Below are 18,878 nucleotides of genomic sequence, written 5' to 3'. Positions count from 1 at the left end.
TTTATAATTTTATGTTGTTGATTAGCAAAATGGAGATAGAATAAAAGAACGTCATTTATGCATTGCACAAATTGCTTCTTCAAAAACTGGCTCGTATGATAGAAAATTATGGTTGGGGGACGCGTCCGCGATGCACTTAAAATCGCCTGTGGGACAATGGAAAAATGGTGCTTATGAATTTGGTGAGCCACGACAAAAACAGAAAGCCATCAACAACTCACTTTTAAGAACAAAAAAGCCGCCCGGCAGGTAGGATCTGCGTAAGCGGCCTTACATAGGGAATAAAATATATGATGTAAGTGGCGTCCCCAAGGGGATTCGAACCCCTGTCGCCGGCGTGAAAGGCCGGTGTCCTGGGCCAGGCTAGACGATGGGGACGCAAGCATTTTACCTTCTGGTGGGCCGTGTTGGACTCGAACCAACGACTCTCTGCTTAAAAGGCAGATACTCTACCGACTGAGTTAACGGCCCAAAAGAAAAAACGTAACTACACGCCCAACCACGGTTTGTCAACATGAAAATTGGCGGACCATTTTTTTTGGTTCCGAGGGGTCGTGAATTCAAAGATTAAGCCCTTTTTTCATTTACGCCAGAATTCGGGAACGACGATAATGATCAGGGTGTAAATCTCCAATCGTCCCAGGAGCATGCACCAGGAGAGCAGCCATTTTCCCCAGTAGGGAATCTGGGCAAAATTTTCAACCGGTCCCACCATGCCAAACCCCGGCCCTATATTTCCGATCGTGGCGGCCACCGCCCCGAGGGCGGTGACAAAATCGACACCGGTGCCGGCCAGCAGTACGGTTGACAGGGCAAACAGGGCCATGTAGAGCGCCAGGAATCCGAGAACACTTCTCACGACATCCTCGGGTACGGTTTTCCCGCCGATCTTGATGTGGGAGACGGCCCGCGGATGAATCATGGAAAACAGCTCTTTGTAGCAGTACTTGAAGCCGAGCATGATGCGAAGGCACTTCATGCCGCCGCCGGTGGACCCCGCCGACGCGCCCACGAACATGCACATGAAGAGAATGATCTGGGACATGCCCGGCCACAATTCATAGTCGGCCGTCGCGTAGCCGGTGGTGGTCACGATGGATACCACCTGAAAGGCGGCGTAACGCAGGGCCTGGCCGGCATCCGCATACACCGTGCCGTAGACGTCGACCCCGACCACGAGCGTCAATACCAGGCACATGGCCAGGTAGAACCGGCACTCCGAATCTTTCCAGAAGGCCAGTGGGCGTCCCTTCAAAAGCTGGTAGTGAAGTGAGAAGTTGATTCCGGCCAGCAGCATGAACACCGTAATGACGATATCGATATAGACACTGTCGAAGTGGGCCACCGACGCGTTTTTGGTTGAAAAGCCACCTGTGGGCATGGTGGTGAAGGCATGGTTAAGCGCATCGAAAAAGCTCATACCGCCGATCACCAGCAGCAGCGTTTCGGCTACGGTGAACAGGGCATATACTTTCCACAGGATCAATGCCGTGTCGCGGATGCGGGGCTTGAGCTTGTCCGGCACAGGGCTGGGCACCTCGGCCTTGTAAAGCTGCATACCGCCGACACCCAGGAAGGGAAGGATGGCAATGGACAAAACGATGATGCCCATTCCCCCCAGCCACTGGATAAAACTGCGCCAGACCAGCAGCCCTGGGCTCAACCCTTCGATATTGGTCAGAATCGATGAACCGGTGGTGGTAAATCCCGAAACCGATTCAAAAAACGCATCCACAAAGAAAAAGGATGCGTCGGAAAAATAAAAGGGCAATGCCCCGAACAGGCCGATGGCCGTCCATCCCAGGGAGACAATGGCCATGCCTTCGCGCTGGCTCATGGTGTCAGTCTTCTCGTGCCGGAACAAGGCCATCAGGGCGATTCCGCAAACCAGCGTAATGCCCATGGCTCTGACCAGCGGCATCAGGCTGCGATCCATGGCAAACAGGTCGAAGGCCAGGGGAACCACCATGGTCCCGCCGAAAAACAGGGTCAAGACCCCGACGGTGTTGAGGATATAGCGCCAGCGCAATTAAATATACTCCAGTTTTACGGCAAGAATCTTCTCGACGCCGGGTATGGCCTCACGGGTGGCGAAAATGATAATCCGGTCTTCCGGTTCGATGACGCTGTCGCCGCCGGGGATGATGATGGTCTCTTTACGGATAATGCCGGCGACCATGGATCCCTTGGGGAATGCGATCTTTTTTAAGGGCTTGGATACGATGTCGGACGTTGGCAGCGCCAAGGCCTCCATCACCTCCCCTTCTTCCCCTTTAATGGATATGGCCGACAGGACCTTCCCTCTACGGATATGCTGCAGGATGGTGTTGATCGCCGACAGCCGCGGACTGACCACCTGTTCGATTCCGATGGCGGACATGAGCGAAAAATAACTGAACTTGTTGATCTGGGTGATGGTTTTCTTGGCGCCCAGCCGTCTGGCCAATAGTGAGGCCAGGATGTTGGTCTCTTCGTCACTGGTCAGGGTAACCACCAGGTCGATGTCTTGAATATTCTCTTCCACCAGCAGGCCCTGGTCCGACCCGTCACCGTGGAGCACGACGGTGCGCTCCAGCTGTTCGGCCAGGAAACTGCACTGGGCGGCGCGTTTTTCGATGACTTTGCAGGAGAGCGACCTGTCTTCAAGCCTTTTGGCCAACCGGTAGCCGATCCGCCCCCCGCCGACGATCAGCACCCGCTTTACCGGCGTGGCGTGCTTGTCGAAGATGGAGAGGTGCCTGAACAGGTTTTTCTCTTCGCTGATAAAATAAACCAGATCGCCATCGCGCAGGTGGTTGTCCCCCTTGGGGATGATCAGCTGGTCGTCGCGAACCACCGCGGCAATCAGGAGCCGATCTTCTTTGAGGACGCTTGGCAGGTCAGCCAGGCGAACACCGGCCAGGCGGGAACCGGGTTCCAGATAGACACCGACAAACTTGATGCGGCCGTCGGCAAATTCGCCCACGTCCACCGCACCCGGCACGCTCATGAGGCGTTCGATGGTCCGGACCACCTCGATATCGGGGTTGATGACCGTATCGATATGGGGCGGGTTTACCTTGAACGTATCGTGATAGCGGTCAAAATCGGCGCCCCGCAGCCGGGCCAGCTTCTTGGTGGTGGGAGACAGGGTATCGGCCATCAGGCAGGCCACCAGGTTCACCTCGTCGGAATCGGTGACGGCGAGCATGATTTCAGCCTCACGGATGCCGGCTTCTTCCAGGATGGCGGGGCTGCTCCCTGAACCGGCGACCGTCTGAACGTCGATGCTTTCAGAAAGCCGTTTCAGTGCCTCTGGATCAAAATCGATGACCACGACATCTTTATTTTCCCGAGCCAGACGGCTGGCGATATGAAACCCGACCTCACCGGCACCCACAATGACAATTTTCAACGCGTTACTCCCCTTTTTTCACCTGCCTGGTATTTTGCCGTTATGCCTTACACCACCGCCGATGCGCTGTCAAACAACGTGGCATGCATGCTCGAGCAATCGGGTCCGTAACGATAGCCAGTCGTTGGTCATGATTGCAGGCCCCGTGCAGCCCCGGCAGCGGAATCAATGAATCGCTCCGGCAACCCTATGGGAAATGTCCCCGCTATCGCGGTTCATAAGCGTCGGCATGGGGATCGAGAAACCGGTTTATGGAAGGAACACCGTCGAGCATATGAGAATTACGGCGCCCACCGCCATGCCGTCACGCCAGGTAAAAATGAGGTCGGGAAGGGTCCGGTGCTCGCTGTAGCACCGGGCCTGCATGGCCGCGGCCAGTTCGTCTGCGCTTAGAAAGACTCGGCGGAACAAGGGAATCGAGAACCGCATCAGCCGGGTCAGCGGGTTTTTGCGCCTTTCGATCCCCCTGGCACGCTGGGCATCTGCTATTTCGGCCCCCTGATAGAGGATCACCGGCAGAAAACGCACCACCAGCCCCACCATGGTGGCCGCCATTTTCTCATCGACAGCGGGTACCGGTTTCAGATACCAGACCAGAGCGGCTCGGATATCGGCCGTCCGCGTCGTCGCCATCAACAGCAGTCCCATGATGACAACCAGCAACAGGCGCCAACACACCGTCACCGCTTCTGCCGCAGCGTCCGGACGGAGGGTGGGCGTCCAACCGCCGGTGAATGTCATCGCCCGGACACCGAAGACAAAGCCGAGAAATAGGAGAAAATACCGGAGTTCACGTATCATCCGGTAAATACGCAAACCGGAAGCCTTCGCGCAAAACATCATCACGACGGTGCAAAGCACTAAAAAACTCAGCTTTCCCCACAGGCTCGCTGCGCTGAGCCCTAGTAGCAGCGCCTGCTTGGTTCTGGGATCCAGCCGGTGAAGCGGCGATCGGCCGGGCCTGAAGCCGATGGCGGTCAGTTCGCCCATGGACGGATTCCTCGACCGAGTTGCACGGAGCATGGGAGTCGAATGCCGTATCGCTCGATGCCGTCGATCACGTCGGCCGGCATGCCGTCTTTTACGACGCGGCCATTTGCCATGACCACCAGTCGCTGGGCATGGGCGATAACCTTCTCCAGGTCGTGGGTGGTGATGATGATGGTGTGGCCGTTTTTGTGAAGGTCGAGAATATGATCGAGCACCCGGCAGGTCGCCGGATAGTCAAGATTGGAAAACGGCTCGTCCATCATCAGCACGCGGGGGGCCATGGCCAGCACCCCGGCAATGGCAAGACGACGCTTTTCACCACCGGAAAGATGGTGGGACGTTTTGTTTTCAAACCCGGAGAGATCGACGGCCGCCAGCGCCCGGTTTACCCGCTGGTCGATCTCCTGCCGCCCGAGCGAAAGGTTTTCCGGACCGAATGCCACATCATCGTAGACGGTCTCACCGACAATCTGGCTGTCGGCATCCTGAAAAACCAGGCCCACCTGTTGCCGGGCGGCAAATGGATCCGCTTTCACCGACTTGCCAGATACGGTCACCGTCCCGGATCCGGGAAAGAGCAGGCCGTTGATGTGGCGCAGCAGCGTGGTTTTGCCGGAGCCGTTGGCACCGGCGATCACCGTGAATTCCCCCTCGCTAAAGCTGAGGGTGACGTCGTCGAGCCCCTGGGTGCCGTCGGCAAAGCGATGAGAAAGGTGGCTGGTCTGAATGATGGACACGGCTTTATTCGGCAGCTTTTACGGCGGTGAACGTGCCGTCGATCATCGGGCGCAGCGCCCGGGCGATGGGTATGGCGGCCGCGATTTTCAGGGCATCACCGATGAGAAAGGGCAGCATGCCCACGGTGAATGCCTTGGAAAAACTCATTCCCGTGACCACCTTGAGCCATGAAACGCCGAATGCGTATATGATCAACGTGCCCGCGACCATGGCCATCACATCGATGGCCACACGCCCCCGACCGTTTTCCGAAATGATGCCGATCAGATAGGCGGCACCGGCAAATCCCAGCAGGTACCCGCCGGTTGGCCCTAGGAATTTTCCGATGCCGCCGGTACCACCGGCAAATACCGGCAGGCCCGCGGCGCCGGCCAGCAGATAAACCGCTACGCTGGTCAATCCCCAGCGGCCGCCCAAAAGCAGACCCGCCAGCATGATAAACAGGTTCTGCAGGACAATAGGCACCGGACCGACCGGGATGGCAATGTAGGCCCCGGCGGCTGTCAGGGCGGCCATGAGGGCCGCATACACCATTCGTTTCAATTGTTGTGCGGATGCATCCATGTAATTCGTTCTCCGTCGGCCTTGGTTGCCTTGCCGGGGTTGAAAGCATGAAAACGGCGTTATCGACCCACCACTACTGGGTCAGTCGGCGGTTCATCCTCGCCACCAATAAAACAGTCGCCAACCACTACGGTTCGGTTGGACCCATCGGCCAGCCGAAGGATCAGGCCACCACGGGAATCCATATCCACGGCAGTCCCTTCAACCCTCTCCTTGTGGGTAAGGACCCGGACCTGACGGCCGAGGGTCACATTGTTCGATTTCCACTCGTCAACGACCACACGGGGATCAAAGGCCGCCATGCGCTTTTCAAACAGGTTCAAGAAGGCGACAAGGATCTCTCGGCGCGGCACGGGTCGACCCAGCAGCGCCTTGAGGGATGTGGCGATGGGCACTTCGGTTTGAGGAGCATTGTTGACATTGAGGCCAATGCCGATATTCATGTGGGCCACCTGATCCCCTTCGGCTTCCATTTGGGACAAAAGGCCGCAAATTTTGCGCTTTTCGACCAGGATATCGTTGGGCCACTTCAAACGCGCGTCCACCCGGTATTGAAACCGCAGGAGATGGGCCATGTCCACGGCTGCCGCCAGGTTCACCAGACCGGCCAGCAGCATGGGGATATCCGGGCGCACGACAACGGTGAAATAAAGCCCGCCATCGTCCGACAGCCAGGTTCGCTGCATGCGACCCCGGCCGCGGCACTGTCGTTGGGCCGCAACCACGGTAAATTCAGCACATCCCTTTCGCGCCATCACCATGGCCTCGTCCATGGTCGAACCGGTCTCCGTAAAAAAATGGACACGGTCTCGCCATTTGTCGAAGGCCCACGGCACCAGGCTGTCCGGATCAGGGGGCATACGATAGCCCTTGGGGGAGGAGTAAATGGGGACACCGGACTTGATGAGCCCCTGGACGTGTTTCCAGATGGCCACTCGGCTGACGCCCAGTTCAGTGCTGAGGGCTTCGCCGGAGATCACCCCATCGGCCCGGTTCAGGATGTTGTAGATGGTTTGTTTAGGGTCCATTTGGTTAACCTAAAATAAAAATAATGGTTAACCAAACTACGGAGAGGATGTCAACACTATATTGAATCAATCAGGTAAAACGATCGAAGCGGATCAGTGGGCAAAGATGTTGGCAAGTCGCTGCAATTCAGCCTCGGCATCGTTGACCAACTCATCGAAAATGCCCTGAAGGGGCAGAATTTTGTCCGCCAATCCGACGCTCTGGCCGGCCATGAGGGATCCCTTTTTCATATCCCCGTCAACGACGGCATTTTTTAACGCGCCCATCCAGAAGCGTTCCACCTCGTACTGGGCCTCCACGCGATCGATGGCGTCAGCCTCAAGCTTTTGAATGAGGTTCAACTGCAGCTTGCCGAATTCATTCGTACCCACATTTTTCAGCGCACGCACCGGTATGACGGGAAGGCGGCTGTCGAACTGCGGTGTGGCCACCGCATCCCTGGCCTTGGCCCGCCTGAAGGTCTCTTTGAAATTGGGATGCACCGCACACTCTTCGGACATGACGAAACGCGTGCCCATCTGGATCCCGGCAGCACCCATCATCAGCAGGTGGGCCATCATCCTGCCGGTGGCAATCCCGCCGGCCACAAAAATGGGCACCGAGTCCACGTTAAACAGGATCTGCTGGATCAGCACGGTCAGGGATACGGGCCCGATATGCCCACCGGCTTCCGAGCCTTCCAGAATCAGCGCATCGGTACCCATTTTGATCAGCTTTAAGGCCAGCTGATCGGTTGGCGCAAAACAGATGACACGCGCCCCGCTCTCTTTGGCGCGCTGGATCTCATTTTCCCTGGGAATCGAACCGGCAAAAACAATCACGCGGCATCCCATCTCGCAGACCATTGCCAGCTGTTCCTGATACGCCGGCGCAATGGTGATCAGGTTTACACCGAAAGGTTTGTCGGAGATGGACCGGGTCTTTTCGATTTCTGCCCGCAGCACGTCAACGGGTGCATTTCCACCGGCCAGCAGGCCGAAACCACCGCAGCGGCCCATATGGCTGACCAGCTTAGGATCGCTCACCCAGGTCATGGCACCGCACATGATGGGAACCTCGCAACCTAAAAACTGCCGGCCTTTTTCAAAGAATCGGTCAAGAAGCATTTTCTTCCTCCCGTTTGGATTGGCGCCTGAATCGTATCTCGGCTGCAGACCGTTCAGTCGAACGATCCTACCACCGCATCAATATGGCACCGTAGGTCAGGCCGGCACCGAAGGAGTCGAGCAGGATCAGCTGTCCCTTTTGTATTCTGCCATCCCTCACCGCCTCATCCAGGGCTGTGGGGATGGTGGCCGCGGATGTATTGCCGTATCGGTCCACATTCACCACCACCTTTTCCATGGGGCAGTGCAGGCGTTTGGCCACGGCCTCGATGATCCGGTAATTGGCCTGGTGGGGAATGAACCAGTCGATATCGTCAATGGTAAATCCATTGCTTTCAAGGGACCGCGTGGCAAACTCGGCAAGGGTGCGAACGGCGACCTTGAAAATCTCCTTGCCATACATGCGTATTTTATGCAGGTTTTTCGAAAAACGGCCGGGAGTAACCTCCTTGCGTGATCCGCCAGCTGGAATATATAGCAATTCCCAAAGGTTGCCGTCAGACAGCAGATGACTGGACAGGATCCGTGCCGGCGCATCGGCATCGGTGCGTTCCACGACAACGGCACCGGCGCCGTCGCCGAAAATAATGCATGAACCCCGGTCCCGCCAGTTGATGAAGGGGTTGAGCACCTCGGCGCCGACCACAAGTGCCGTGCGGGTCTGGCCGGACTGGATGAATTTATCGGCCGTGGCCAGTCCGTAAATAAAACCTGAACACGCCGCATTGATATCCATGGCCCAGGCCTGGGGAGCTTCCAGTTTATGCTGCAGCCAGCAGGCCGTAGAAGGAATCAGGGTATCCGGGGTGCAGGTGGCATAAATGATCTGATCGATGTCAGCAGGTGTCCGACCGGCCATGGCAAGCGCCTGCTTGGCCGCTGCCACACCCAGGGAGGAATTGTGCTCGTCCGGGTTCTCTATATCTGAGAACCGTCGTTCACGGATACCGGTGCGCTCCCTTATCCACTGGTCGTTGGTGGAGATATTGTCCTTTTCCAGCCGATCGACGATGTCATCGTTGGTTACCCGGCTTTCAGGAAATGCGCAGCCGGTTCCGATAATTGTGGCAGCATACCTCATGGATCGTCAGTTCCCCTATGCAAAAAAAATAAACCCGTGTGGCGGCAAATTGTCTACAAAAAGGTGTTTAGGAAATCTTAACCCTTTTAATTGCCTGTTTTTAAATAATTTTCATCTCAGTCGAATGCAAGCTGCAAGTAATTTAAAGCCATGGCATTGTCAAGGTTTTTATATGGAGCGTGCAGCGAATCGAAATGGCCGGCGTGACGAAGGAGGGTTAAATATTGATATAAATGATTGTTAATTATATTAAATTTATCTTTATGAAATGAACGGTGAAGTTCCTGCGGGATCGGCACCGCTTCATTCCGGCGGCAACGTAAACATTGTTAACTTATTTTACTACCCCTAACAAACGAAAAACTAGTTATTGTCGGTTCGCAGGCGATTCCTTCCGCAAGCAGTGGGAAATCCACTCGCTGTGACACCTCAGAACAGGCAGGCTGCCTGAATCGATTATCTTACAAAAAGCCCGCGTTTTCGATCGGGTTATTCCTCTTTTTCCGCGTCATCATCGGCAATGTGAATCTTAGGGGTCCATGTCGACGACTGGTTGAGGTCATTGAGGATGTCTTTGCGCACAAATGAAAGGTACTGTGCCATTTTCTTGTTTTCCCAGTTGTCGGACCAGCCTTCCCCATCGCCGATCAGGATCGCCTCGATCATTAACTTGTCAGATTTTTCTGAGACCTGATTTTCAGTAATATACGCAGCCGCATATGCCCGTTGCAGACGAAGTTCCATGGATGCCAGCAGGTTTTCAACCAGTTTGCCGGTAGACAGTCCCAGATGCTTGGCCCGCCTTTTTAAAATTGCATATGCGGACGCGCTCATGGGAAATTGAACAGGTTTCGCATCGTCGGCCATTTGTCAATCATTCCTGAGTTTATTTGATCAAAAGGGAAGGACCTTGCCAGTCTGAGATTGGCGCCGCCGCCCAAAGCGTCGAACCGGAAAAGTCGGACGCACCGGGATGGCGTCAATCAAGCCCACTATATGGCCGTTGCTTTAAAATTACAACTATTTTTTAAACCTTAACATTTGTTTAAAATAAATCGACAAACGACCATGGCAAAAGCGGCAGGCAGGATGGGTCGCAGGCCAACCATCCCAGTTTTATTTTTTTATAACGCGTCAAGCAATCTCTCGTGGATATTGTCGAACCCGCCGTTGGACATAATCAGGATCACATCGCCCCCCAGCGATGAGCGGGCCAGATCATCAATGATGGATTCTGTATTCTCGAAATGGGCTGCATCCTTGCCTCTTTGTTTCAGGTCGGCAACCAGTCGTTCACTGGAAAATCGTTCACCTTCGGGAACTTTTTGGAGCATCGAGGGCTTTCTGACGCAAATTCGATCCGCCGGATCGAAAACGGTTGCATATTCTTGCTGAAATACCCTGCGCATGCTCGAGTTGGTCCGCGGCTCGAACACAGCAATGATCCTGTTTCTTGAAAAATGGGATCTGACCGCCCGCAGCGTCTCCCTGACGGCAGTGGGATGATGAGCAAAATCGTCCATAACGATAACACCCCGCTTTTCACCGCGGATCTCCTGGCGCCGCCTCACTCCGGAAAAGCTGGCCAGCGCATCGCCGATTTTTTCTGGCGTCACCCCTATATAATCGGCCACCGCGATGGCCGCCAGGGTATTTTTCAGGTTGTGTGCCCCGATCATTCGGGTCTGGAACGATCCGTAGTCCTGTCCATTCTTGATGACCTGAAAACGGGTAGCGGGTGGCTGGATGTCGGTTGCGCCCAACTGCCAGGGCGAATCTGTTTTCATGCCGTAGGGTAGCTGTTTACACGACACCAGACCTGCCAGACCGGTGACATTGGGATCATCGTCGACGCTGACCAGAAGAGAATCAGGACTGATTTTCGCTACAAAACGTCCGAACGCGTCTCGAACATGGTCCACATCACGATAAATATCGGCATGGTCAAATTCAACACTGGTCAAAATGGCGGCCTCCGGAGTATAGTGGAGGAACTTGGGGCCTTTATCGAAAAAAGCGGTATCGTATTCATCCGCTTCGATGACAATGCAATCGCCGGTTCCGGTGCGGTAGTTGCTCATAAAATTGGGAAGGATGCCGCCGATGATAAACGAAGGCTCCCGACCGGCGGAATAAAGGATCCAGGCGAGAATGGCCGACGTGGTCGTTTTCCCGTGAGTTCCCGCCACCAGCAACTGACGCTTCCCGGCGGCCACAAAGTGGTTGACCGCCTGGGGCATGGAACAGTAACACAACGCCATTTCAGCAGTGGCGACCACTTCGGCATTTTCCCGCGGTACCGCGTTGCCGACCACAACCAGATCCGGCCGGTAGGACAAGTGGGATCCGTCAAACCCGGCCATGATTGAGACCCCCTTATCCTCGAGAAAGCGGCTCATCGGCGGGTAGATATTGTTGTCCGAACCGGTGACTTGGTACCCCATATCCTTGAGCATGCAGGCCAGGGCTCCCATGGCCGTTCCGCAAACGGCAATCAGATGAACGGTTTTCACCTTTTTCGGGATACGGTTGTTTTCCGGCATGATCATGGCGCCCGATTCCTTTTCAATCTGGTCTGTTTTTTTCAACGGCCACACCCCGTGCACGGGATGGACCTATCTGTAGACGATTTGCCATCGAATCACAAGCGGTTCATCCGCCTACTTGCATCGGTGACCATCGACGCCTTACAGCGGATTTAGGCGACACGCATGCCACCAGCACGATTGCGTGGAAGCATTTGCTGCCGGCCGGACCGGCTGAATTGGCATAGTCATGATAAACCACATGCGGTGTGAACACCATTGAGCAAACCAACTACCGATCAAATCTTATCAGAAGTCATCCGGGGCAACGGGCATATAACCGTTCTCACCGGCGCAGGCATATCGGCTGAAAGTGGCATTCCCACCTTCAGGGGACCGCAAGGATTTTGGACGATCGGTTCCAGAAACTATCATCCACAGGAGATGGCAACGGTTGCCATGTTTTGCCGAAATCCTGAAGCGGTGTGGCTGTGGTATCTGTATCGCATGGGCCTATGCAGAAAAGCCCGACCCAACACTGGCCACCACGCCCTGGCATCCATGGAAGCCCATCTGAAAAACCGGTTTACCCTGATCACCCAAAACGTGGACAATCTGCATATCCGCGCCGGCAACAGCCCTGCGCGAACCCTTCAGATTCATGGCAATATTTTCCAGGTCCGATGTGCATCGGCCTGCTCGGACGAAATATTCTCATTGCCTGAAGGCGTTTCACCCAAGGCAAAAGGAGGTCTGCTGTCCGACGCGGAGCGCCGGCAGCTGATTTGCGCGGACTGTGGTGGCTGGCTTCGACCGAACGTGCTGTGGTTCGACGAAACCTATGACGAACGCCACTATCATTTTAACAGCGCCATCGAGACGGCGAAGCGGACCCGCCTGCTGATCACCGTGGGAACCGCGGGGACCACGACGCTGCCCAATCAGATCGTCAAGCTGGTGCTCGGCAACGGTGGTCTAATGTTTGACATCAACGTGGCCGATAATCCTTTTGCCGGCCTGGCCATGCAGTCGGGCCGCGGAATCTCAATCCGACGCACTAGCAGTGAAGCCCTGGTCTCGCTGCTGCGCACAATTGTATCAGTGCAGTCTAATCTTTAATGATATCCATCATTTGATTTGACACCTGATGGCCGCATGAGCTAATATGAGGTCGGGTTGGTAACATTCATGCCAGGCAGCGCCCATCATTCTACCAACTACAGGCCAAATCGCCGCAAAGATCATCAATTATGAAAACAGACACCTGCGAAGCCAACGCCCCCATTGACCAGTTGAAGGCCATTTCGTCCTGGGTTTCTTCCGTACAGGATCTGGATAAACTCCTCCAACTGATCATCGAATCGGCCACCGGCGTCGTGCGCGCAGAAGCCGCTTCACTGCTTCTGCTGGATCCAACCACGAACATGCTCTATTTCAAGGTGACCACTGGCGCCAAAGGCGAGGAGATCAAAGAATTCAGGATCAAGATAGGCCAGGGAATCGCCGGTCACGTGGCCGAAACCGGCCAACCGCTGCTCATTGCCGATGCCCAGCAGGACAACCGCTGGATGCGCGAAATAAGCGACAGCATCGACTATGAAACCCGCTCCATGGCCTGCGTTCCCTTAAAAATAAACACCAGCACCATCGGCGTCGTCCAGGTCATCAATAAAAAGGACAACACCCAGTTTACCCCTGCGGACATGGATGTTCTTGAAGAATTTTCCAGCCTTGCCGCTCTGGCCATCGGCAGCGCACGAAGCCTTGAACAGGTTCGCCAGGAAAATCAGGACCTAAAGAAGGAACTGGGCGAGAAGCACCAGATTATCGGTAAAAGCGTAATCTTAAATAAGGTGTTGGAGGATGCCCAAAAACTATCCCGCACCAAAACCACGGCTCTGATTCAAGGTGAAAGCGGTACAGGCAAGGAGTTGCTCGCACGTCTGATCCACAGAGAAAGCCCCCGTAAAGAGAAACCGCTGGTGGTTTTAAACTGTGCTGCCCTGCCCGAACCCCTCTTGGAATCGGAACTTTTCGGCCATGAGAAAGGCTCTTTTACCGGTGCTTCGGGCCGTAAACTTGGAAAATTCGAAACCGCCCATGAAGGGACCTTGTTTCTTGATGAGATCGGTGAGATGGCCCCGGGAATACAGGCCAAACTGCTCAGAGTGCTGCAGGAAGGCGTGTTTTACCGAGTCGGTGGGAACACGCCCATCACCGTGGATGTGCGGGTGCTGTCGGCTACCAACAAAAATCTCAAGAAAGAAGTGGAGGAAGGAAAGTTCAGGGAGGATCTGTTTTATCGCCTGAACGTGGTCCAACTCAATATGCCCCCATTGAGAGAGCGACTTGAAGACGTTACCTTTCTGGTCGATCATTTCCTTAACGTGTTCAAAAAGGAGACCGGCCTGTCGAGCCTGACCATATCTGAAGCGGCCATGGATAAAATGTGTCGCTACAACTGGCCCGGCAACATCCGCGAATTGAGAAACGCCATTGAACGCGCCGTGGTTATGGGAAACGGAAAGACAATCATGCCGGAGGATCTGCCCATCTCCGCCTCTCTGCCAAAATTTGCCGGCCTGAAGGTCGGACTCACGCTCGATGAAGCCCTCAACGAGTTTAAAAAAGAATTTATCCTGCTCAACCTCAGGCATACCGGCGGCAACAGAAGCAAGGCCGCCAAAGTCATGGATATCCAGCGGACCTACCTGTCACGCCTGATCACCCGATATGACATCCGGGATCTTGCCTGACCCTTCCTATTCTCCATTCCGATTCAAGATCGTTTTAAACCTGCCGATAAACAGTTCACGTGTGATGCTCTGGCCACGAGTCAATGTATTTCATGGCATCAGAATTGCTTAAGGATTGCTGTGTTGCATTCAACAATTGGTTCTGAGCCGACTATTGTTTCCCGGAGGAATTGCCATGACAGCCATCGAAGTGAACACCAGCACCGTCAGCAAGCTTAACCATTCGTTGCCGCCCGCAGGGTTCTACAGTGTGGAATTCGCTGTAGACGAGCCTCATCCGCTCTATCAATTCAAAATATGGCACAGCGAATCCAGCCCCATGTTCGTAGTGGTCAAGGAAAATTCTGCCGTTCTTCCCAAGCTCAAGGCCGGCAGTGTTCTGAACATGACCTACTATAGCAGCGACGCCCAATGTCCCAAAAAACAGATTGAAACCCGGATTGGCCATATTTCCAGCGAACGGAAAGGCCGTTTCCAGGGGCATTGCACAATTGATCTGGTACCGATAAATCAAGCAACCTTTCAGAATTAAAGTATTAAACAAGCCTACCCGATGATGGTGATGATGAAAAAGAAACTGACCCTATTGATTTTCGACGCCGCAGGCACACCGGTCAAGCAGACAAGCATTCCCAGATTTCTGCTGCCGATGGCCTTCATGATCGTGATGGCTGCTTCAACCGCACTGTATTTGGGCATTTCCGATTATCTTCGGCTGAAAGAAGAAGTGAAAGATGTCCATCGCCTTCGTTCATCCCTACAGTTACAGGAAGAACGGGTGGTACAACACCAGAGTCAAATCGTCTCTTTTTCGAACAAAATAAATGCCTTGAATACAAAATTAGCCGAACTTGGCGATTTTGAACAGAAAATCCGGATCATTGCCAATCTCGAACCCAACAATGACGGGTCAAGTATCTTTGGTGTAGGCGGTTCCGATCCGGAAGACCTGGATCCCACAGCGGTGATGGAACAAGACTACCAGGAACTGGTAAGAGACATGCACGTTGAGATCGATGAAATCGACCAGGCCTCCCATAACCAGCAACGGTCATTTTCATCAATCTTCAGCCAGCTGGAAGGAAAACGCAATCTGTTGGCCGCGACCCCCTCCATTCGTCCATTAAAAGGGTGGGTATCATCGCGTTTCGGATACCGGGAATCCCCATTCACCGGCCGCCGGGAATTTCATCGCGGACTTGACATCGCCACCCATGCAGGATCGCCGATTATCGCACCGGCAGACGGCCTGGTAACCTTTGCCGGCAGCAAGGGGCTGATGGGAAACATGGTAGCCATTGAGCACGGATTCGGAATGGTGACCCGTTACGGTCATGTTCAGAAGCTGCTCAAGAAAAAGGGCGAACGCGTGAAACGGGGCGAAACCATAGCCCTGGTGGGAAATACTGGCCGGAGCACCGGCCCGCACCTTCACTACGAAGTCCGCTTAAACGGGGTGGCCGTCAATCCGGTGAATTACTTTTTCAATTGATGGGCAAAACAGGTTGCACAAAACCAGACACAAATTTGGATCAGAGCAATACAAAAGGGCACAGAACAGTTTGACAACACGGCACCATCGGTAAAAAAGAAGGCTATGAAAATGAAAAAGACAGTTTTCTTGATGGTATCAGCGATGGCGATCTTATGTTGTGGATGCAGCACCGGTTCCGGTTACGGATCACTGAGAACCGCCCCCCCCGGCAATGCCCTGATGAACACCAACACAATCCCCACGCTGGAAGGAAGTCATGATCGCGGGGTCTGCATGCCGATTTCAGCCAATTCTTCCCTAAACATCGATGTCGAATGTATTCTCGATTATGTCCAGGGAGACGCCTCCTTCGATGCGGCGAACGAGCAAGACGACTTTCTGAATCCATGGATCCGCTTGAATTATTCCTTTTGACCCGGGACTGACAACCACTAAGGAAAAAACCCTCGCCAGCCCAGCGGCCGGCAAGGGTTTTTCGTTTTAACGCACTTTTTTAAAGATCGGCAAAGACCTTCCCGGCCGCAGAGAGAGTTTGTTCGATGGCCTCTTCATCGTGGGCAGCAGATAAAAAAAACGCTTCAAACTGAGAGGGTGCGAGATAGATGCCGTTTTCCAGCATCCCCTTGTAGTAGGAGGAAAATCGCTCTAAATTGGATTTCTTGGCGTCGGTAAAACACGTCACCGGTTGATCGATAAAAAACAGGCCCAGCATCCCGCCTGACCGGGCGCAGGAAACGGGAACATGCGCCTCTTGTGCCAGTGATTGCAATCCGGTAATCAACTTTTCGGCCTGGATCTCCAGGCGTTCGAAGAAACCGGGCGTTTTCAATTGCTTCAGCGTCGCTATGCCCGCGGCCATGGCCAACGGGTTGCCTGACAGGGTTCCGGCTTGGTATACGGTTCCCCTGGGAGCGATGTGCTCCATTATTTCACAGCGGCCGCCGTAGGCACCCACCGGCAGGCCTCCGCCGATAATCTTACCGAAACAGGAAAGGTCCGGCGTTATGCCGTAACGTTCCTGAGCCCCGCCAAAAGCGACCCTGAATCCGGTCATGACTTCATCGAAAATGAGCAGGGCACCGTATTTTTCAGAGGTTTCACGAAGGCTTTCAAGAAACCCGTCGTCCGGCAGCACCAAACCCATGTTTCCAGCTACTGGCTCAACAATGATACAGGCGACGTGGTCCCCCTTTTCCGCCATCACCTTATTCACCGTATCGATGTCGTTATAGGGAAGCGATAACGTATGCTCGACGAACGCAGCGGGGACGCCTGAACTGCCGGGAAGCTTTAGGGTTGCTACGCCGGAACCGGCTTCCACCAGCAGAGAATCGGCATGCCCATGGTAGCAGCCGTCGAATTTGATGATCGTATCCCGACCGGTGAAACCCCGAGCCAGCCGGATGGCGCTCATGGTGGCTTCCGTTCCCGAATTAACCATACGCACCATCTCCATCGAGGGAATAGCCTCCACGATTAATTCTGCCAGTTCAATTTCCAGTCCGGTAGGTGCCCCAAAACTGGTCCCCTTCTCCAATGCGGACGAAATGGCAGCGATCACCGATGGATGCCGGTGGCCCAGGATCATCGGGCCCCACGAACCGATATAATCAATGAAGGCGTTGCCATCGGCGTCAAACAGCCGGCACCCATCGGCATGGTCGATAAACAATGGATCCATTCCAACGGAACGGCAGGCCCTGACCGGGCTGTTCACACCGCCGGGGATCAACTCCTTTGCCCTTTTGTAAAATGCAGAGGATCTCACTCTGTTCATTGCAGGTTATCCTTTCTGATGCTAAGAGCCCTTGAAAAATAAAAATGATACCATTGCAGTCGATCGTCGAACGGGTTGAAACGTTGCGTCAATGGCCCAATGCGGCCACGCATGAAACCATTGACGGTCCATGTGTCAACCGCGGCACCCGGTTCGATCTCAGGTCCATTTCTTCTTTTCGAAGCCTTGTGCGGAATAAAACGGGTTGACTTTTAGGTTGTTAGATGCGGAAACTATCAAACACGGTCAGTCAGGTCAAGCCGGAGTGACGAAGGCTGGCCAATTCCCTTGAATGCCAGGCCAATCTCAATGCCTGCAGGTGCTTACGACTGCCGATGAAACACCGCCATACCGTAGACAAACTCGCAAAATTGCTGGTTTATATACTTGGCCGGCAGCCTGATGAATTTGGCCTGCTTCCCGACGAAAATGGCTACGTGAAAATTAAAGACCTGATGAAGTCTCTGGGTGAAGAATCCGGCTGGCGCCATGTGCGGTTGAATCAAATTCGTGAAGTGATCTACTCCACCGGTTGGCCGCCGATTGAGATCGAAGACAACCGGGTCCGGGCCAAAGACCGAAGCCGTCTCTTTTCACCGGAGATCCCGGACACGTTCCCCAAGCTGATTTATTACCCGGTTCGCCCGCGAGCTTACCCGGCATTGCTTGAAAGAGGCCTGCCCGCTGCAGCCTCGGGAAACCGGATCATCCTGACCAGCGATTTTGCCATGGCCGAACGACTTGGCCGGCGGATCCATCCGTTTCCTGTAATTGTGACTGTAAACTCGGAGATTGCCCGAAAAAACGGGGCCACGGTTCGGCGGTTCGGCAAGTCGATGTTTTTGTCTGATAGCTTGCCGCTCGGGAGTTTGAGCGGTCCACCGCTTCCCAAACAACAACCGGAGGCGAAACAGGCGCACAGGCACGAATCCCAAGTGGTTCCGAAAACGCCGGGAAGCTTCTATATGGACCTGAAGAATGATTCCACCCCCAACGATCGGACCCCAAAAAGATCACGTCAGCGCAAGAATGAATGGAAGCGGGACCGAAAACAAAGCAGTCGGAACAAAGCCAGGGGGTGGCCAGGTGATTAGCGGTCCGTCCGTCTGGCCCGAACGGTAAAAAAACGCATTGACATCCACCATCGTGGCTGTTATTAGACGCCTTTGTTTTGACACGCAAAGGGCCGTTAGCTCAACTAGGCAGAGCACCTGACTCTTAATCAGTAGGTTGAAGGTTCGATTCCTTCACGGCCCACCAACGAATTTTCCAAGGGACGGAACCGCCGCCCCTTTTTTTATGCCAGGCCAATACCCACCGCCACCGATGGAACCCACAAATTTGCACTAAGCCCCCCCCCTTCATTTATGCAACGGCATTCACCTGCCAATGCATCATCGTATTTACGAGCAGGAGCACTAAG

The 18,878-nt window shown here is 54.3% G+C and carries 17 protein-coding genes and 3 tRNA genes; 7 read left to right on the top strand and 13 right to left on the bottom strand.

Annotation, left to right across the window (positions count from 1 at the left end):
- Positions 1-300: 300 nt before the first annotated feature.
- The 12 genes from ACZCED_RS19925 to mpl all read right to left on the bottom strand — a co-directional run bounded on the left by ACZCED_RS19925 (position 301) and on the right by mpl (position 11,490).
- Positions 301-378: transfer RNA gene (locus ACZCED_RS19925), tRNA-Glu, on the bottom strand.
- A 17-nt stretch (positions 379-395) separates the two neighbouring features.
- Positions 396-471, bottom strand: a tRNA-Lys gene (locus tag ACZCED_RS19920).
- A gap of 109 nt (positions 472-580) precedes the next feature.
- Complete coding sequence (locus tag ACZCED_RS19915; RefSeq protein WP_462970763.1) at positions 581-2,029, bottom strand: TrkH family potassium uptake protein; 1,449 nt, start codon at positions 2,027-2,029, stop codon at positions 581-583.
- Positions 2,030-3,394 (bottom strand): Trk system potassium transporter TrkA, encoded by a 1,365-nt coding sequence (trkA, locus tag ACZCED_RS19910; RefSeq protein ID WP_462970762.1) that lies wholly within the window; start codon positions 3,392-3,394, stop codon positions 2,030-2,032.
- Between the two features lie 249 nt (positions 3,395-3,643).
- Complete coding sequence (locus ACZCED_RS19905; RefSeq protein WP_464861527.1) at positions 3,644-4,384, bottom strand: energy-coupling factor transporter transmembrane component T family protein; 741 nt, start codon at positions 4,382-4,384, stop codon at positions 3,644-3,646.
- Positions 4,372-5,121 carry an energy-coupling factor ABC transporter ATP-binding protein gene (locus ACZCED_RS19900; protein WP_464861526.1) on the bottom strand — a complete coding sequence of 250 codons (750 nt, stop codon included), beginning with the start codon at positions 5,119-5,121 and terminating at the stop codon, positions 4,372-4,374. The genes ACZCED_RS19905 and ACZCED_RS19900 overlap by 13 nt, the downstream gene beginning before the upstream one ends.
- Before the next feature lie 4 nt (positions 5,122-5,125).
- Entirely contained in the window at positions 5,126-5,686 is a 561-nt protein-coding gene (locus ACZCED_RS19895) for a biotin transporter BioY (RefSeq protein ID WP_462970759.1), read from the bottom strand.
- Between the two features lie 59 nt (positions 5,687-5,745).
- Entirely contained in the window at positions 5,746-6,714 is a 969-nt protein-coding gene (locus ACZCED_RS19890) for a biotin--[acetyl-CoA-carboxylase] ligase (RefSeq protein WP_464861525.1), read from the bottom strand.
- A 93-nt stretch (positions 6,715-6,807) separates the two neighbouring features.
- Complete coding sequence (locus tag ACZCED_RS19885) at positions 6,808-7,821, bottom strand: NAD(P)H-dependent flavin oxidoreductase (RefSeq protein ID WP_464861524.1); 1,014 nt, start codon at positions 7,819-7,821, stop codon at positions 6,808-6,810.
- Between the two features lie 67 nt (positions 7,822-7,888).
- Complete coding sequence (locus ACZCED_RS19880; RefSeq protein WP_464861523.1) at positions 7,889-8,902, bottom strand: beta-ketoacyl-ACP synthase III; 1,014 nt, start codon at positions 8,900-8,902, stop codon at positions 7,889-7,891.
- A gap of 489 nt (positions 8,903-9,391) precedes the next feature.
- Positions 9,392-9,769: a hypothetical protein gene (locus tag ACZCED_RS19875; RefSeq protein WP_462970755.1), complete on the bottom strand. Its 378-nt coding sequence runs from the start codon at positions 9,767-9,769 to the stop codon at positions 9,392-9,394.
- Positions 9,770-10,026: 257 nt separating this feature from the next.
- Positions 10,027-11,490 carry a UDP-N-acetylmuramate:L-alanyl-gamma-D-glutamyl-meso-diaminopimelate ligase gene (gene mpl, locus ACZCED_RS19870; protein ID WP_464861522.1) on the bottom strand — a complete coding sequence of 488 codons (1,464 nt, stop codon included), beginning with the start codon at positions 11,488-11,490 and terminating at the stop codon, positions 10,027-10,029.
- Positions 11,491-11,706: 216 nt separating this feature from the next.
- Here mpl and ACZCED_RS19865 point away from each other — a divergent pair, with 216 nt between their 5' ends.
- From ACZCED_RS19865 to ACZCED_RS19845, 5 genes are all read left to right on the top strand, one after another.
- Positions 11,707-12,546 (top strand): SIR2 family NAD-dependent protein deacylase, encoded by an 840-nt coding sequence (locus ACZCED_RS19865; protein WP_462970753.1) that lies wholly within the window; start codon positions 11,707-11,709, stop codon positions 12,544-12,546.
- 131 nt (positions 12,547-12,677) lie between these two features.
- On the top strand, positions 12,678-14,183 hold the full coding sequence (locus tag ACZCED_RS19860) for a sigma-54-dependent Fis family transcriptional regulator (RefSeq protein ID WP_462970752.1): 1,506 nt from the start codon (positions 12,678-12,680) through the stop codon (positions 14,181-14,183).
- 175 nt (positions 14,184-14,358) lie between these two features.
- Complete coding sequence (locus ACZCED_RS19855) at positions 14,359-14,715, top strand: hypothetical protein (protein ID WP_462970751.1); 357 nt, start codon at positions 14,359-14,361, stop codon at positions 14,713-14,715.
- Positions 14,716-14,745: 30 nt separating this feature from the next.
- Positions 14,746-15,675 (top strand): peptidoglycan DD-metalloendopeptidase family protein, encoded by a 930-nt coding sequence (locus ACZCED_RS19850; protein WP_464861521.1) that lies wholly within the window; start codon positions 14,746-14,748, stop codon positions 15,673-15,675.
- A 105-nt stretch (positions 15,676-15,780) separates the two neighbouring features.
- Positions 15,781-16,092 carry a hypothetical protein gene (locus ACZCED_RS19845; RefSeq protein ID WP_462970749.1) on the top strand — a complete coding sequence of 104 codons (312 nt, stop codon included), beginning with the start codon at positions 15,781-15,783 and terminating at the stop codon, positions 16,090-16,092.
- Positions 16,093-16,171: 79 nt separating this feature from the next.
- Here ACZCED_RS19845 and hemL read toward each other — a convergent pair whose 3' ends face one another.
- Positions 16,172-17,455 (bottom strand): glutamate-1-semialdehyde 2,1-aminomutase, encoded by a 1,284-nt coding sequence (gene hemL, locus ACZCED_RS19840; RefSeq protein WP_464861520.1) that lies wholly within the window; start codon positions 17,453-17,455, stop codon positions 16,172-16,174.
- Between the two features lie 335 nt (positions 17,456-17,790).
- Here hemL and ACZCED_RS19835 point away from each other — a divergent pair, with 335 nt between their 5' ends.
- Both ACZCED_RS19835 and ACZCED_RS19830 read left to right on the top strand, forming a co-directional pair.
- Entirely contained in the window at positions 17,791-18,549 is a 759-nt protein-coding gene (locus tag ACZCED_RS19835; protein WP_462970747.1) for an RNA 2'-phosphotransferase, read from the top strand.
- Positions 18,550-18,638: 89 nt separating this feature from the next.
- Positions 18,639-18,715 (top strand) — tRNA-Lys (locus ACZCED_RS19830).
- Positions 18,716-18,878: the final 163 nt, after the last annotated feature.

Source organism: Desulfosarcina sp. (assembly GCF_055467485.1).
Note: the sequence above shows the minus strand (reverse complement) of the source record. Positions and strands in the feature narration are given on the sequence as shown.

Excerpts from the sequence above, each read along its gene's own strand:
- ACZCED_RS19850 (WP_464861521.1), top strand. The coding sequence starts at position 14,746 with ATGATGAAAAAGAAACTGACCCTATTGATTTTCGACGCCGCAGGCACA.
- ACZCED_RS19880 (WP_464861523.1), bottom strand. The coding sequence starts at position 8,902 with ATGAGGTATGCTGCCACAATTATCGGAACCGGCTGCGCATTTCCTGAA.
- ACZCED_RS19835 (WP_462970747.1), top strand. The coding sequence starts at position 17,791 with ATGAAACACCGCCATACCGTAGACAAACTCGCAAAATTGCTGGTTTAT.
- hemL (WP_464861520.1), bottom strand. The coding sequence starts at position 17,455 with ATGAACAGAGTGAGATCCTCTGCATTTTACAAAAGGGCAAAGGAGTTG.
- ACZCED_RS19875 (WP_462970755.1), bottom strand. The coding sequence starts at position 9,769 with ATGGCCGACGATGCGAAACCTGTTCAATTTCCCATGAGCGCGTCCGCA.
- ACZCED_RS19890 (WP_464861525.1), bottom strand. The coding sequence starts at position 6,714 with ATGGACCCTAAACAAACCATCTACAACATCCTGAACCGGGCCGATGGG.
- ACZCED_RS19855 (WP_462970751.1), top strand. The coding sequence starts at position 14,359 with ATGACAGCCATCGAAGTGAACACCAGCACCGTCAGCAAGCTTAACCAT.
- ACZCED_RS19905 (WP_464861527.1), bottom strand. The coding sequence starts at position 4,384 with ATGGGCGAACTGACCGCCATCGGCTTCAGGCCCGGCCGATCGCCGCTT.
- ACZCED_RS19860 (WP_462970752.1), top strand. The coding sequence starts at position 12,678 with ATGAAAACAGACACCTGCGAAGCCAACGCCCCCATTGACCAGTTGAAG.
- ACZCED_RS19845 (WP_462970749.1), top strand. The coding sequence starts at position 15,781 with ATGAAAATGAAAAAGACAGTTTTCTTGATGGTATCAGCGATGGCGATC.
- ACZCED_RS19895 (WP_462970759.1), bottom strand. The coding sequence starts at position 5,686 with ATGGATGCATCCGCACAACAATTGAAACGAATGGTGTATGCGGCCCTC.
- ACZCED_RS19885 (WP_464861524.1), bottom strand. The coding sequence starts at position 7,821 with ATGCTTCTTGACCGATTCTTTGAAAAAGGCCGGCAGTTTTTAGGTTGC.